Origin of the sequence: Caldisphaera lagunensis DSM 15908 (assembly GCF_000317795.1) — an archaeon.
GTDB lineage: Archaea > Thermoproteota > Thermoprotei_A > Sulfolobales > Acidilobaceae > Caldisphaera > Caldisphaera lagunensis.
In genome coordinates this window covers 396704-411598 of the sequence record NC_019791.1, presented here as the reverse complement: position 1 = coordinate 411598, position 14895 = coordinate 396704, and the positions used below count along the sequence as shown (strand labels likewise).

17 protein-coding genes and 1 tRNA gene are annotated in these 14895 nt (G+C 29.6%); 6 read left to right on the top strand and 12 right to left on the bottom strand.

Annotated elements, in window-relative coordinates; translation table 11 throughout:
• Positions 1-112: 112 nt before the first annotated feature.
• The 4 genes from CALAG_RS01945 to priS are packed head-to-tail and all read right to left on the bottom strand — an operon-like array spanning position 113 to position 2153.
• A complete protein-coding gene (locus CALAG_RS01945; RefSeq protein WP_015232067.1) occupies positions 113-322 on the bottom strand; it encodes a 30S ribosomal protein S27e in 210 nt (69 codons plus the stop codon).
• 5 nt (positions 323-327) lie between these two features.
• The gene (locus CALAG_RS01940) at positions 328-615 is read right to left on the bottom strand and encodes a 50S ribosomal protein L44e (protein ID WP_015232066.1); all 288 of its coding nucleotides are present in this window, start codon (positions 613-615) and stop codon (positions 328-330) included.
• A 49-nt stretch (positions 616-664) separates the two neighbouring features.
• Complete coding sequence (locus CALAG_RS01935) at positions 665-1144, bottom strand: hypothetical protein (protein ID WP_015232065.1); 480 nt, start codon at positions 1142-1144, stop codon at positions 665-667.
• Complete coding sequence (priS, locus tag CALAG_RS01930) at positions 1089-2153, bottom strand: DNA primase small subunit PriS (RefSeq protein ID WP_015232064.1); 1065 nt, start codon at positions 2151-2153, stop codon at positions 1089-1091. Before priS ends, CALAG_RS01935 begins: the two co-directional genes overlap by 56 nt.
• Positions 2154-2347: 194 nt before the next feature.
• On the opposite strand from priS, the gene pcn reads away from it, so the two are divergent.
• The 4 genes from pcn to CALAG_RS01910 all read left to right on the top strand — a co-directional run bounded on the left by pcn (position 2348) and on the right by CALAG_RS01910 (position 5063).
• Positions 2348-3091: a proliferating cell nuclear antigen (pcna) gene (gene pcn, locus CALAG_RS01925; protein ID WP_157463149.1), complete on the top strand. Its 744-nt coding sequence runs from the start codon at positions 2348-2350 to the stop codon at positions 3089-3091.
• A gap of 242 nt (positions 3092-3333) precedes the next feature.
• A complete protein-coding gene (locus CALAG_RS01920; RefSeq protein WP_048816867.1) occupies positions 3334-3912 on the top strand; it encodes a TATA-box-binding protein in 579 nt (192 codons plus the stop codon).
• Positions 3913-4023: 111 nt separating this feature from the next.
• Positions 4024-4821: an enoyl-CoA hydratase/isomerase family protein gene (locus tag CALAG_RS01915; RefSeq protein WP_048816678.1), complete on the top strand. Its 798-nt coding sequence runs from the start codon at positions 4024-4026 to the stop codon at positions 4819-4821.
• A 156-nt stretch (positions 4822-4977) separates the two neighbouring features.
• Positions 4978-5063, top strand: a tRNA-Ser gene (locus CALAG_RS01910).
• Here the strand turns inward: CALAG_RS01910 and CALAG_RS01905 are convergent.
• The 5 genes from CALAG_RS01905 to CALAG_RS01890 all read right to left on the bottom strand — a co-directional run bounded on the left by CALAG_RS01905 (position 5045) and on the right by CALAG_RS01890 (position 7523).
• Positions 5045-5818, bottom strand: a complete 774-nt coding sequence (locus CALAG_RS01905; RefSeq protein ID WP_245529270.1) for an RNA-guided pseudouridylation complex pseudouridine synthase subunit Cbf5 — start codon at positions 5816-5818, stop codon at positions 5045-5047. The genes CALAG_RS01910 and CALAG_RS01905 overlap by 19 nt on opposite strands.
• Positions 5819-5874: 56 nt before the next feature.
• Positions 5875-6150 (bottom strand): hypothetical protein, encoded by a 276-nt coding sequence (locus CALAG_RS08010; protein WP_216475980.1) that lies wholly within the window; start codon positions 6148-6150, stop codon positions 5875-5877.
• 30 nt (positions 6151-6180) lie between these two features.
• Complete coding sequence (locus tag CALAG_RS01900) at positions 6181-6465, bottom strand: 50S ribosomal protein L14e (RefSeq protein ID WP_015232060.1); 285 nt, start codon at positions 6463-6465, stop codon at positions 6181-6183.
• 90 nt (positions 6466-6555) lie between these two features.
• On the bottom strand, positions 6556-7281 hold the full coding sequence (locus CALAG_RS01895; protein ID WP_015232059.1) for a molybdenum cofactor biosynthesis protein: 726 nt from the start codon (positions 7279-7281) through the stop codon (positions 6556-6558).
• Entirely contained in the window at positions 7278-7523 is a 246-nt protein-coding gene (locus tag CALAG_RS01890) for a hypothetical protein (RefSeq protein WP_015232058.1), read from the bottom strand. The genes CALAG_RS01895 and CALAG_RS01890 overlap by 4 nt, the downstream gene beginning before the upstream one ends.
• 398 nt (positions 7524-7921) lie before the next feature.
• On the opposite strand from CALAG_RS01890, the gene CALAG_RS01885 reads away from it, so the two are divergent.
• The gene (locus CALAG_RS01885) at positions 7922-8134 is read left to right on the top strand and encodes a ribbon-helix-helix domain-containing protein (protein WP_015232057.1); all 213 of its coding nucleotides are present in this window, start codon (positions 7922-7924) and stop codon (positions 8132-8134) included.
• A 46-nt stretch (positions 8135-8180) separates the two neighbouring features.
• Here CALAG_RS01885 and CALAG_RS01880 read toward each other — a convergent pair whose 3' ends face one another.
• The 3 genes from CALAG_RS01880 to CALAG_RS01870 all read right to left on the bottom strand — a co-directional run bounded on the left by CALAG_RS01880 (position 8181) and on the right by CALAG_RS01870 (position 13426).
• On the bottom strand, positions 8181-9104 hold the full coding sequence (locus CALAG_RS01880) for a GHMP family kinase ATP-binding protein (RefSeq protein WP_015232056.1): 924 nt from the start codon (positions 9102-9104) through the stop codon (positions 8181-8183).
• A gap of 796 nt (positions 9105-9900) precedes the next feature.
• A complete protein-coding gene (locus CALAG_RS01875) occupies positions 9901-10500 on the bottom strand; it encodes a hypothetical protein (protein WP_015232055.1) in 600 nt (199 codons plus the stop codon).
• 91 nt (positions 10501-10591) lie between these two features.
• The gene (locus CALAG_RS01870; protein WP_015232054.1) at positions 10592-13426 is read right to left on the bottom strand and encodes a DEAD/DEAH box helicase; all 2835 of its coding nucleotides are present in this window, start codon (positions 13424-13426) and stop codon (positions 10592-10594) included.
• Positions 13427-13617: 191 nt separating this feature from the next.
• Between CALAG_RS01870 and CALAG_RS01865 the strand changes: the two genes are divergently transcribed.
• Positions 13618-14838: a tRNA pseudouridine(55) synthase gene (locus CALAG_RS01865; RefSeq protein ID WP_015232053.1), complete on the top strand. Its 1221-nt coding sequence runs from the start codon at positions 13618-13620 to the stop codon at positions 14836-14838.
• Positions 14839-14895 lie beyond the last annotated feature (57 nt).

Genomic DNA, 14895 nt, shown 5'->3' with positions numbered 1-14895 from the left:
TAATTTTCTTTTATTTTTTAATAAACATAAATTTTATAAATTATATATATAAATAATTCACATAAAATTTATGACTATAAAATTATCGATAAAATTTAATTTTTCAATGAAATTAGCTTAGAATTTTTTCTACTTTTCCAAGGATTTGTGCCTTTCCACCTGTAGGCTTTACTAATAGTGCTCCACAAGATAAGCATCTTGCTGAAAATGAAGAGTGACTATAAACAATTTGCTTATGTCCACAATTTGGGCATTCTACGATAAGGAACCTACTTCTTGGTTGTGGTACTAATAATCTATTCCTTAATAAGCTTGATTTCATAAGAATCACCTTGTGGGTTCTACAAGCTCAATCTTCTTAAGTCTTATGCCTAGTATTGTTCTCTTATAGCCACATTTACTACATGTTATAAGTAATGTGATCTTCTTAGTTGTCTTAGCAAATCTCTTCTGTTCAGGCTTTCTTTTACTACCATAACCTTTGTTTTTCCTTAAATACCTTCTTTGGCCTTCAGACAATGTTCTCCTCTTTCCTGATTTATAAAGCGCTACACTATGCTCTGTATGTTCATTACATTTAGGGCAATAGGTTCTTATCTTCTTTGGAAACTTCATTCTGGACTCACGCTCACTATTCCTGTATTGGCTTAGAAAAAGTACCTTATTAATCTTTCTTTTGTTTATTAATGATGCTATACGATAAAGTAGTTACAGGATCTACGTATTTTAAGGATGAAAGCAATATTGCTTCTTCTAATGGAATCAATGATATTTCATTTTTTTCAATGAATTTTCCATTAGGTAACGATATACCCCTATTGAATTTCACTAACACAAACTCTCCAAATGAAATTATGCTCCCTGATAAATATAATGAATAGTTATTTTTAATTGAATTCATTATATTTAAAAAATCCTTATCTATACCCTGATATGTAGAAGAATCTATATCTTCTATTCTTGCTTCAGCTATGAGGTTTGATATATTAATTATTATATCATAGAATTTTTTGCACAACTCTAAATCATTAGTGCAATATGTACTCCATAACCTTCTCGAATCTTTGATATCATCAGCATTAAGTTGTTCATGAATTCCAATTGCAGCCTTGTATGGGCCACCAGCCGGTATTTTTTCTGACAACTAGATTCCCTCCCAATATATTTAAGTAGCCTTTAGTAGCTAAATAAATAGCATGCTGTGAAGGAATGCTAAGTTCTTCATTTTTTCTAAACTCGATATTAATTCCTAGGATTTTGAGTTTTTGCAGATCCTTTAAGGCCTTTACCTCTATTTCTCCATAAAATGGCGAAAGCCATTTACCTAATTTAAATTCTCCGCAAATAGGAACAACAAGCAATGATGATTTGCCATTTAATGTTCCAGGTATTCTAGTTAATCTACTTGGATCTTGTGTTACCATAGAGTCTATTTCTACTCTTATATTTTCTATGGCGTTTTTTATTTCGACAGCATCTACCTCTTTAATTCCATAACTTGCGATTAACCCTCTCCAACCAGGATCTTTTGGCGAAGGAGGAGCAGATTTTTTCCCTTTTGATGATTTAGGAAAAATTATTTCTAAGTCTAAATCTTGGGCCATTACAAATTTCGCAATTTCAGCTCTTTCTTCTCTTCCTAATAGTCTGCAATTCTCACAAATACCTCTTACATGATATCCTCTATTACCAGTAAAGTAAATTTGATGATATCCTCCAAAATAATTATTTATCATAGATGCAATAGTCTCAGCATATTTTAACCCCTTTTCTATACATAAATCGTCAGTAATATCATCTTGAGTTTGACAGCTCTTATCATGATCAAGATCTATATCAAACAAAAGATCTGACCCTTTCCAGCCTTTTTCTTCCATAGAATTAGCTTCTGGTAAATCATAGATGCCTATTGAATAATAAACATGTTTTGGTGTACTTTTAATTAAAAAATCGTAAAATTTTTGTTGATTATCAAATGATAAATGTCTAATGTATGATTGCTTATCAAATGGTTGGATAGCGAATTCTCTTCTTTCTATATCCTTCGGTAAAATTAGAGGGGGTATGAGTGAATAATATTCTTTATAAAGATATTTTATTGTTTGCTCTCCTTTCCACTCCTTTATTTTAATTTCTCTTTCTTCTTGAACCATTTTTATTCCTTCATTTTAAAATAATATTTATAAGAATTTATAAAGTGTTTAGCTAATGATAAAATTTAGTTTGTTAAACATGAATATTGTGGAATTATTTATTTTTAATTTGTATTTTTAATTTGTAGAAAAATATTGTAAATGCAATAAATCTAAAATAGTGGTAGAAACAATTTTATATATTGGTGAAAATTGTGAAAATAAAATTTAAAGAGCCTAGAACTTGGAGATACATCATAGGATCTATTGAAAAAATTATTGATGAAGGTGTTTTTACAATAAATGAAGAAGGACTTCACTTTAGGGCATTAGATACAAGTAGAATTGTAATGATTGACTTTATCTATCCTAAATCGTCATTTGAAGAATTTGATGTTGATAAGGAAGAAAACATAGGAGTTTCATTTTCAACATTATCAGATATTTTAAAGAGAGCTGAAAAAGATGATGAGCTTGAGATGATCAGTGATGAAAATAGTATAACATTAAAATATATTGGGAAGGGAGAAAGATTATTTAAAATACCTCAAATAAGTTTAAGTCAAGATAAGTTGCCTGAACCAAAAATAACGTTTACTGTTAAAGCAAAATTGACAAATAACACATTTATTGATATAATAAATGATATTGAGGCTATAGGCGAATCTATTACAATAAGGGCAGATGATAATGAAAATAAATTAATAATAACAGGGAAGGGAGATATAGAAAGCGCAGAAATAGAGCTTTCTTTAGAAAAACAAAATTTAATCGAGCTTAGCATAGATTCTCCAGATTCATCTACTTATAGTATTGAATATTTGTCTGATATGCTTATGGCTGCAAAGGAAGCTGACTTAATAACATTAATGTATTCTCAAGATGCTCCAGCGAAAATTGATATGGAATATCAAAATGGAGGAAGAATTACTTTTTATATTTCACCAAGAATTGATTAATACTAGTGATTTTCAATAAATTATTTATTTAAAAGCATCTTCTTATTTACAGTATAATGAGGACCATGCCCTTTAAAGTTGGGAAAATCATTGTAAAATTTTAATATTAAAAAGGTTTATAAACGCTTTAAAAAGGTTTATATATCTCAAATAGGTTTTAAATTAAATAGGCTTAAAAGTAGGTGAAAATTTTGGAGCATGAGAAGAAAGAAGATGAAGAATTTTTTGGGGAAGAAAAAACTATGGATGAAAAAGAGGAATTTGGAAAACCAACAGTTAAAATTGAAAACATCGTTGCAACTGTGATATTGGATACACCTTTAGATTTAAACTTAATTGAAACTAGAATACCTGATGTAGATTATAATCCTGATCAGTTCCCAGGTCTAGTTTATAGGTTACAAAGTCCTAAAATAACAGCATTAATATTTAAATCGGGAAAAATGGTGGTAACTGGAGCAAAAAGCGTTAAGCAGCTTGTATGGGCAGTTAAAACAATTCTTAAAAAACTAATGATAAAAGGGGTACCAATGCAAGGAAAACCACAAATACAAATACAAAACATTGTTGCATCGGCAAACTTAAATGTAGATGTTGATTTAGAAAAAGCGGCTTTTACACTTCCAAAAAGTATGTATGAGCCTGAACAATTCCCAGGTTTAATATATAGGATGGAAAAACCGAGAGTCGTGCTGTTAATATTTAGCAGTGGAAAAATGGTAATAACTGGGGCTAAGAGAGAAAGTGAAGTTCAAGACGCCGTTAATGGTATTTATAATATCTTAAAAGGAAATAAGAGCATAAAAGAAGACAATATTTAAATTCTTTTTTATTCTATAATATTTATATCTTTCTCTATAATGAGATATAGTTTTTTTATAAAACATGTTTATTAATCTATTCTTAGTATACAATTATGGGTGCAGTACGAGTTGGCAGCGTCTCATGAAATTGTGATGTCAGAAAAGAGAAAGTTATGTTATTGGATTTATCTGAATAGACCTGAAAAATTAAATGCATTAGATACAAAAACATGGAACAAACTAATAGAAGAATTGAATAAAGGTTGCAAATCAGATAGCGTTGCAATAGTTTTAACAGGTAAAGGGAGAGCATTTAGTACAGGTGATGATATAAACGAAATGCTAAAGCTTAATACTAAAGAAGAAGCAATTAAATTTTTTAATGGCATAAAGCAAACATTAAATATAATGATTTCTTGCGAAAAACCAATAATTTCTCTTGTAAATGGATTAGCAGTAGGTGGGGGTGCAGAGATATTATTAGCATCAGATATTGTAATAGCTTCGGACAATTCTTGGTTTAGCTTTCCAGAAATAAGTCTTGGATTAATACCACCTATACTGATTAGCGTTGGAGGAGGAGCTTTGGGATTTAGGAGATCAAAATATCTGGCTTTAACTGGTACAAGGTTCTCAGCTCAAGAGGCAAAGAATATGGGATTGGTAGATGAGATTGTCCCACAAGTAGACCTAGAAAAAGAGGCCTTTGCTATAGCAGATACTCTCTCGAATTATTCACAAGAAGCCATAAACTCTATAAAGAGGATAACATATGAGATTTATTGGAAAGATTTAGAAAAATCAATAGATGCATTAACAGATTTAGTTATTACAAAGGATGCTAAATATAAAATGGAAAGCTTTGAATCGCATAAATTGAAACCGGTAAAAAATCATAATTTGGTTGTTAATAAAAATAATCCCTAGAATATTTAAAATATAAGCAAATTTTAAGTTTAAAATTAAAAATTTGTTGCGGTGCTATAAATCGTATTCTTATAGTTAAAATTTGGTTAATAAACTAGCCTTTTTATATTAATCGGCCATTAAGTTAAAAACCCCGTAGTAGATAATATAAAACGAGCCGGGGTGCCCGAGCGGTCCAAGGGGACGGGCTTGAGACCCGTTGTCCCATGCGGGACGCGTGGGTTCAAATCCCACCCCCGGCGTTCCCGTCCCCACTCTTTTTAAATTTTCCAGAGCTCTTCCATGCTTTTGGATAAAGACCTCTTTCCATAACTATTCTAATTGGTTGGAAAGCTAGACCCTTTTCATTTTGTTTGATTTCATTAGAGTTCATCAATGCTTTTGCTAATCCTACAAGCTCTCCCTTTAATGTTAAAAGACTTACTAAATCTCCTCTGTTAATACCTTCATTATAATAAGAGATCCCAGGTATAGCCAATGGTGAGCCATTTATTACGCTTTCTACTGCTGTATCTCTAACCAATACTTTAGGTAATTCACAAACACTATATTCTCCTGGTATAATGACTTTTCTTAATAGATCATCTTTTTCTTCAGTTTTAAATCTATAAACAGCTTCTGTTAAATCTTGCATGGTTACTAAATAATAGTCTTCATTAAAAGGTCCTGTTTTTATTCTTCTTAATTCTCTCATATGAGCTCCTATTCCTAAAATAAGGCCTATATCCCAACATAATTTTCTCATATAAGTACCTGCTTCAGATTCTATTGTTAGAAGAACTTTTCTATCTACTATTTCATTTATGGTAATATTAAATATTTTTCTTGTTCTAAGAGTTCTCTTAACATGGCTTCTGATTGGAGGCTTTTGATAAATAGTACCAATAAAATCATTTATTACTCTTTTTAATTCATTTTGATCAACATCTTTATGAAGTTGCATCACACAAACGTAGGTCTTGTTCGAATGTGTTATATAGCCAATTATTTTTGTCATATGACCCAATGTAACAGGCAGGACTCCCGATACTCTAGGATATCCCCGCCTCTCTCTTAAGAGTCAGGCTCTAGGGTTCCTGCGTGTCCTGCCTTATCTACATTAAGCAATCTTTTAATCCATGCTACTACTTCATGGCTCGTTGGACCTGGAGGTTTATCTAGAACAATAATGCCATATTTTAGATACTCATTTAAAGGTCTTTTTAAGGGATAATAGCCATAAGCGTCATCCGTGCCTTCAGGAAATTTTTCCAAAAATGGTCTTTTATTATTACAAATCTTGTTTATTTCATTAATGAATTTTAAACCTTCTTCTGGAGATTTTTCCAAAAATATTCACCGCATATAAAATATAATTTTTTAAGCTAATACAATTTTTTCTTTAGTTTTCATAAAATCTGTTAGGTTTGAATTTTTTAATTGATTTAATACTTCTTCATCGCTATCCCCTTTTTTAATATTGATGATTTTATCAGTTGGCATTAAATGTTTAATATTTGTTCTTCTCCTTTTCACTCCACTTAATGATTTAGGTCCTGTAATCAAAACAAAATTCTGATCTATTATATCTACTATAACGCATTTCCTACCTAATTCTTTTCCTGTTGTTTTTATACAAACTCTTCCTATCTCAATTGCAGGCATCTTTTTATCACCTAATCTTTCTTTATAAGTTTCTGTTTTAAAAATTTAATTGCCAAAGAAATGATGGACTATTATCAATTTGAAATTAGATTATTTATTGCTAAAACTAATTCTTTTTAAGTCTTCTGCTCTAACTTGGTCTTCACCAAGAATAAAATACCTTCCACTTTCTCTATATTCTTGCTTCCAAATAGGAGCATTATGTTTTACATCATCAACCATTTCTTCTAATGCTGGGAAAACATTTTTTCTAGATTCTCCAGAAACTGCAACTATCATTGTCAAATCTCCGGGTTTTCTTTCACCAACGTAATGATAAATCACTACTGAAAATAAATTATATTTATTGATATATTTCATAGCTATTTCTTTTAGCTTGTTAGTTATCAATTCTTCTGAATGTTCATATTGCAATTTTTGCACGATTTCATTTTTATTAACTTTTCTTACAACACCAATAAATATTGCTACCCCACCAACATTTCCATCAATATATAAATTTTTTATTAAATCATTAAGATCTACATGCTCATTTGTTAAAACTTTTACGTCTATAACACCTCCAGAAGATGGGGGAAGGACATGAATTACATCAACTTCTTTTGGAATTATATCTTTTTTCTCTAATATCTTATTATTTGCTATAAATCGAAGAGAGTTGAACAATTGATTAAATTGAGGTGATTTGATGTTTTTATTTAAATATTCTAATATATCTTCTACAGTGATCTTGTCATTTTTGAATTCAACAGTTATCTCATTATTGTTGAATATTTCTTTAAGTATGGAATAAAGTTTAAGTTTTATGTATCTCATGATATCACCTTTTTTGTCTGCTTTTGTTTTTCTTCTCTAATTTTTTCTAGCTCTTTTATTAGATCTCTCGCACTTTTTTCTGAACACGATTCATCCAATCTTTCTAAATAAAGTTTGAAGAATTTTGATACGCATTTACTGCTATGAAAAGTAAGTTTTAATGAACCCTTTGTTAAAACTATTCCCTGTCCTTCGTTAAATTTTTTCCCGCAAACTATACATTCATATTCTTGTTTAACCATACTTATCTCCAAAAATGAATTAGAGATATAGGGTTAATAAGATCTAAGTATTAACCTTTAAATTTAGACTTATTGCTCAATTATATAAGATACATTAATAATGATTAGGCATTTAATATAGAAAATCTATTACGAAAAGGAAAAGAATTGGCATCAAAAATGAATATTGATGTAATAAAATCGTTCCCTTCTATATTGAAAGCGAAAAACTCAATTTTAATTAATTATAAATAATGTATACGATAATGTTTTTATTTTTATTATAAAAATAAATTTAATTAACTCTAACTTATCAGCTAATATCAAGAATTTTGAGGGATTTTTAAAGGTTTTAGTCTTAATAGAGTTTGTAACCTTATATTTCTCGTTCTTATAAATTTTACTCTGGTGGTCTATATATGAAATTAATAACTGTTAAGATGCCGGATCTCTATGTAAAAGGAATTGATGAATTAGTTAAGGCTGAAAGATATTCAAGCAGAAGCGAGGTTATAAGAATTGCAATAAGAGAATTGCTTAAACGGGAATTATGGGGGGAGATGCCCAATGAAGAAAACAATTTGTTATTCAATTTTAATCAATCAGGCATTGAAAGTTTAAACGAAGATTAAATTTTTAATTTTAAATCTTTATAAAAATTTTAAATTAAAGCAAAGTTTAATATATTGTAAATCCAATATTTCTTGGTTGTGTTATGTATACTTTTCCATTAATTCTTAGTTCATGCAAAACAGATTTTATAAGATCAGCGTCTCCTTCTGCCTCATCTTCGCGTGAAATTGTATATAATGTAGGTCCCCAGCTTGATTGGGCAACAATCATCCTAGACCTCCATAATTCTGAAACTATTTTTGATAAATCTTCTCTATACGATCCACCTTGTGTCTTGGAGAAATAAAGTCCTGTCCCTTCTTGTATCATTCTCAAACCTTCTAATGCATCTTCTATATCTTCTCTAGCAATACCAGAAGCTAGTCTTAAAAGACCATAGGACATTAGTCTTTTTACCCCCTCTGAAGGTTCCCATGGATTTTTCAATATTTTTTCCTCTTGGTTATAATCTAATCCCTTCTTTAAATCTGGAGTAACATAAACGAATCTCCATTTTTCTGGAATATTATGATGAATCAAGACTTTAGGTTCGCCATTTTCTGGTCTTCCAGCATCAGCAACGAATCCACCATTATAAAAAAGCAAATAACCGGTACCACTGTACTTAGCTATATTCATTTCATTTATAATTTCATTTATATTTACATTTAAATTAAATAATTTTTTGAATGCATTTATAATTGCCAACTCTATCTGGGTACCGCTTCCCAAACCTATATGCTCTGGAATATAAGACAATACTTTAACTCTATAATTATTAATTTTTAAAAGTTCAGATATCCTTTCCACTTTTTTCTTAATAAAATCAGGTCCTATGAATTCATTTTGTCCATAAGAAAATTCAGCAATAAACGAAGGATCTTTAATATAAAAGCCTGCCGATCCCCACTTAACATTCCATTCATTACCTGCATAATAAAATCCCGCATGCAATCTACTACCAGTTTCTACGAAGACTTTTTCTGGCATAGCTTTCTTACCTTTGTGTTTTTAATATTGTAAAGAGCTTATTTATTTTTATTAGCAAATTTATTGAAATAAACATTTTAGATGATTATTAAATGGAATTCAATTAATTGCTTTGATTAATTGGAATTAGTCCTAGTTCCTCAAGGAGCTGATGTATATTTAATTTAAGAAAATTTTTTATGTATTGATAGCGATAATAAATATTTTCCCTGAAAAGCCTTATTATGTTTTTAGGAAAGGAAGAAGTGAATTACCCCGCTCTTACGGCGGGGCATCCCCACCTCGCGGTGAGGATTTCCTGGTTCATAGAGCAACCTCGGTCCCCTTACACACACAGTAGAGGCTCTATTGAACGGAACCGTTTCGTTATGCCCCATGTGGAAGAGAGGTTATGGAGAGTTTGCTCACCACAGGTTTAATCCCCAGTCCCTAGGGTATTTCCCAGCGCTTTCAGCCAAGGCCTAATAATCTTCTCCCCGAAATAATAAATCCTTCTATAAGGGGTTATTCATCCTCTCCCTCACGGGAGGGAACTTTCGCCCCCTTAACCCCCATAAAGTTAAACCTATTGAGAATACGCTATTCATAAAACTCTTATCAAGGGGTTGTATAAAAGTCTCTTAGATGAATCTTAGTTATTGGTATTGGTAATTAAGTTATCATTAAGAAAAGAAATATCACAAATCGTAAAGTTAACTTGTTCGTTGATAGACTAATTCTAGTTATAATCTCTAGATCTATGAAGATTCAGTGACTAAAATTAATATAAAAATAATTGTTATATAATTTCATAAACTTATGGTGTTTTTGATGAGTTGATTTTTCTGTTTAAAAAGATGCCTAATAAACTGATAATGGTAATTAATATTTGACTAAAGAGGAGTGGTAAGTTATCAGATAAATAAATGTTTATTGTTTCTAGCAAAGAAACAAAGAATAAGGGTAACTGTATCATGCTATAAGATACTAAGGCTGCGAGCCCAATAGATATTCCTAATAAAAATAAATTTAAAAGCCACTGATATATGTTGATTGCAGAAGATAAAAGGATTATTAATGAAGTAATAATTAGGGTAAGAGATATAAAAAGCCTAAATAACTTAAACGTTTCATTTATTACATATTTTTTCGATTGATTTCTTATAAGATTTTCTATATCAGTCAAATTATTATTTGCGTTTAAAATATTATCGTTTTTTACTGATTCAAGAAAGTCTAGACTTTTCTTTTCTAAAATTTCATGGTCATTTAAAGCATCATTGTTACAATATTTTTCAAAAACATTTATAGTATTATTTAATTTTTTCTTTATGTAATCCCATTCTTCACTCTTTTCATTGACTAACGCGTTTGCAAAATATAAATATTGCAACATATCAATGCAGTACTTTTTCATTTTAGCACCAACTATAGTATTTTAATTAAAATTATTTAATTCTTATGAAATTATTTTATTATTTGTTAAAAATTAAAATTTAAATGTAAAATTAGAAAAATCTTCTAATTTGTTTTTTCTCTATATACGTAGCAGCATTCAAGATTAATGGTTTTAAACTTTTTATATTCACAAAATAGTGCAATATGTTGCTGTCTTCTCTTGTTCCATATTCATAGGCAGATGTAATCCTTAACTCATATATTTCTTCAGGTAAAAGCTTTTCTAGGTCTTCTAATCTTTCCATTAAAAACTTTGGTGTTATTATATATTCTTTTGGCTTTGACTGTGGAGAAATTCTTATATATACTCTTAAAGGTTCATCAGCTTTTTTAGGAGTAAAATAACTTCTAAACTCATCAGATCCTACTATATTATCTAGAGATTTTAATAAAGTCCACCTGTACTCATCTTCATCTACATCTAAAAACCTTACAACTCTCATATCATTATATTCAGGTTTTCTCATATCCTTAAGCTTATTTTCGATTGTTTTTTCTGCAAGCTCCAATATATCAGCAATTTCAAATATAGTTAAGCTGTTATTTTCTAGTAGTCTACCAATTTTTATAGCTAAGTCTTGAATCCATGGTCTAACGGCTGGTAATTCTAATATTCCTTGAGCTAGAGGTGATGGATTTCCACTATTTAAATTAATAATTTTTATTTCATTAGAGACTAATAATTTTAAAAAAGCCTTTGCCCCCTCAATATCCAAATAATCGTTTATTACTTGCCTTTTTGCTTCTTCAATTAAGAATTGATCCTTTTCTTCATCAATTGAACCTATTTTACCTAAATGTAATTGAATCTCTCTTAAAGTTTGATATAAGTAGGGACTCTTATTTAACGCTTCATTTAATTCTTCATATAAGTTTTCAACATTTATACTTTTAATTAGTTCAAAAGGATTTTGGTTTCCTACATTAATGCTGAATCCATAAAATGATGGTCTATAATAAACGTTTAGTCCTTCTATTTTAGATGCCTTATTTATTAAAATGAGGGCAATTGCTTCTGCTGCTCCACTACCTATAGGATAAATAAAAATATGTTCTCCATCATGCTGTTCATATATAATCTTATTTTCATCAATCGTTACCTTATTTTTAACGTAATTTTCTTTTATTTTGGAAAGTTCGTATAGACCATTTTTATCAATAGTAATATCGTTAGGAATTTCTCCCATAACAACTCTTAAAAATTGCTTTGATATAACTTGATTTCTTTTAGCTCCCTCCCCTTTCCATAATGGTATCTCTGCAATTCCAGAAGATGGAATTACATCTATTCTACCATTCATATCATCTATTCTTTTTATTTCCCATGATCCTCCTGCTAGCCTTATTACATCACCTATTCTTAAATTTCTGTAAACGTAAATAGAATCAACATAGCCAATTGTATCATCACCATTTTTTACAATAAAAACATCTTTTTCAGGTATTGTGGTAAAGAATTCTGAGAAGCTCCTAGACCACCACGCTTTCATTTGGTCTTTAGATTTGAATTTCCATATCTTGTAAAAAGTATTTCCTGGAGATATTATACCATCTTCATTTTTAATAACTCCGTTTTGTTGCATATATTTTATTAGTTCATTGAATTGCTTATTATTCATCTTAAATATAGGTGATTGAGAAAATACATCATAAATAACGTTTAAATCTGTTGGTCCTTCGCCTAGAGTAAAACCTAAGATCTCTTTTGCAATAACATCAATAGGTGCATCATTAATTATATCATTTTCTACAAAGCTTCGTTTAGCAAGGCTCGCTTCAGAAATTGCTTCTGCAAAATCTATTGGTCCTATTGATATTATATCTCCTATCGATAATCCACCTGAGATATGTCCACTTCTTCCAACTCTTTGAATTAGGTTTGAAACCTTTCCAGGCGATCTAATTTGAATTACTTTTTTAACTGAGCCTACGTCAATTCCTAATTCTAATGTTTTTGTACAAACTATTGCTGAGAGTTCGCCTTGCTTTAATCTATTTTCTGCTTCTTCTCTCAATTGAGCTGACACGCTTGAATGATGAACAAATATATCTTTTGCACCAATCGTTTCTAATGAATGCTTAACTCTTTCCGCTATATATCTACTATTAACGAAGACTAAACTAGGCTTTTCTATAGTTTGTGTTAAGGTTTTTGCCACAATAAGCCATGGATCCTCGTTTTCTTCATTTATATATTTAACTTCAAACTTATATTCCTTTGAAAAGTCAACAGATATAACTTGTTTTTCTCTTTTGCTACTTCCACTTAATAGATCTAATGCTTTTTTTGGAGATCCGATCGTTGCTGATAAACCTATTCTTTGAAAATCATAATCGGAAATATATCTCAATCTCTCGAGTAATAATAAAAGTTGCGCTCCTCTTTTTGAGCTAAGCAATTCATGAAGTTCATCTATAATTACATATTTTACATTTTTGTAAAACTGTCTGAATTTTGGAGCCCAATCTAGATCGATCTCTAAGCTTTCTGGGGTTGTTATTAAAATGTTAGGAACTTGCTTGATCCTTTTTGTTCTTTCGCTTGCTGGAGTATCTCCATGTTTCTTAGATACCTTAAAACCTAATTTTTCAGCCCACCATGATATTCTTTTATGTATATCGTTTATTAGGGCTTTCATGGGAGTTATGTACAATACATCTACAGGGTTTTGTAAGTTATTTAATAACATGGATAAAACCGGTAATAAGGCTGCTTCTGTTTTTCCTTCCCCAGTTGGAGCCATTATTAATACATTATTTCCTGACAATATATATGGTATAGATAATTCTTGAATATCAGTAAGTTTATTCCAACCTCTTTCATTTATCAATTTTCTAATGCTCGGATGTAATTTTTCTATTATAGATTGTTGAATTTCTTCCATTTTGCATCTACCATTCTACAGCTAGCCACATCTGGTTAACCTAAAAAGAGTTAGCAGTCAGTTCTTATTAACTCTCCGTTTTTATTTCTCAAGGTATAGATTCATTATGTTTAAAATAGAATTTTTATAAAGCTATAATAGCTTACTAGGTCATTATAAGCTAGGTTTAATGCTTAATGGTGAAATAATCTATGGAAGATGATAGTCAAATAAACGATGAAATAATAAATCCAGCGATGAATATACTAAAAAATTTTCCATTATGCGATAGGTGCCTAGGAAGGCAATTCGCAAAGCTTGGTATAGGATACTCAAATGTTGATAGAGGAAAATCAATAAAAATGGTTTTGCTAATGCATATACATAAAAAAATTAAATATGAAAATTTAGAGAAAGAGAAAATTAATGATTTATTAATTAATATGGGCTCAATATCTTATAATTTTTATAAAAATTTGTTTGGAAATGAACCTTCATATAAGAAGTGTTATTTGTGTAAAGATACTTTAGATAAGTACATTTATGATACTGCAATAGAGATTTCAAATAAAATGAAAAATGATAAGATTAAGAAATTTTTAATAGGGGTGAAGGTTGATGAGGATATTATATCAAAAGAAGAAAAATTAAAATCTACTTTTAAATTATCATATGGAGAATCTATAAAAAATGAATTGAAGAGAGAAATAGGAAAAAGAATTCAACAACTAGATCCAGAACATAGGGCTGATTTTAATTCCCCTGAAGTAATATATGAAGTTTCATTTCCAAATTTAGAGATTAGAGAACAAATTGTATCGTTATTGATATATGGTAGATATAAGAAATTTAAAAGAGGAATTAGCATAATTGGACCAAAAAGTAAAAATAGTGTACTAAATGATATCAGCAAAGCTTTTAATGCGGGAGGAGTTGTGGTTCATGTACCTGAGAGAGATGAATCTGAATTCAGAACCTTAGGAAAAGGTTCCTCCATTATTCTTGAAGTAAAAGGAAGTAAAAAAGAAGATATTAATATTAATTTGATTGAAGGACATTCATCTATAATAAATATTGATAAAATTGAAAGGAAAAGAGGCCAACTTAATAGTCTATCAAATAGAAATTATATCAAAATATATAGAGTATTAATTTTATGTGAAAATAAGATAAAAGATGAATATATTGAAAAATTAAATAACATAAATAATATAAATATTCAGCAAAAAGTAAATAGGAAAAACTTAAAGGGAATTGGTAGAGAAATAAAATGTTATCGTATTACCAGTAATGTTATAGAATGTCTTATTTCGATGGATCAAAATTTATACATAAAAGAATTTATAAACGGTAATAAAAGTAATCCAAGTGTTTCAAGCATTTTAGAAAATAATTGTGACGTTATTGAGTCTGATCTTTTAAGTTTTGAATAAAAGATGCTAAAATGCAGTAATGCTTTTAATACTAATTAAGAAAATATCCTAAGGGAA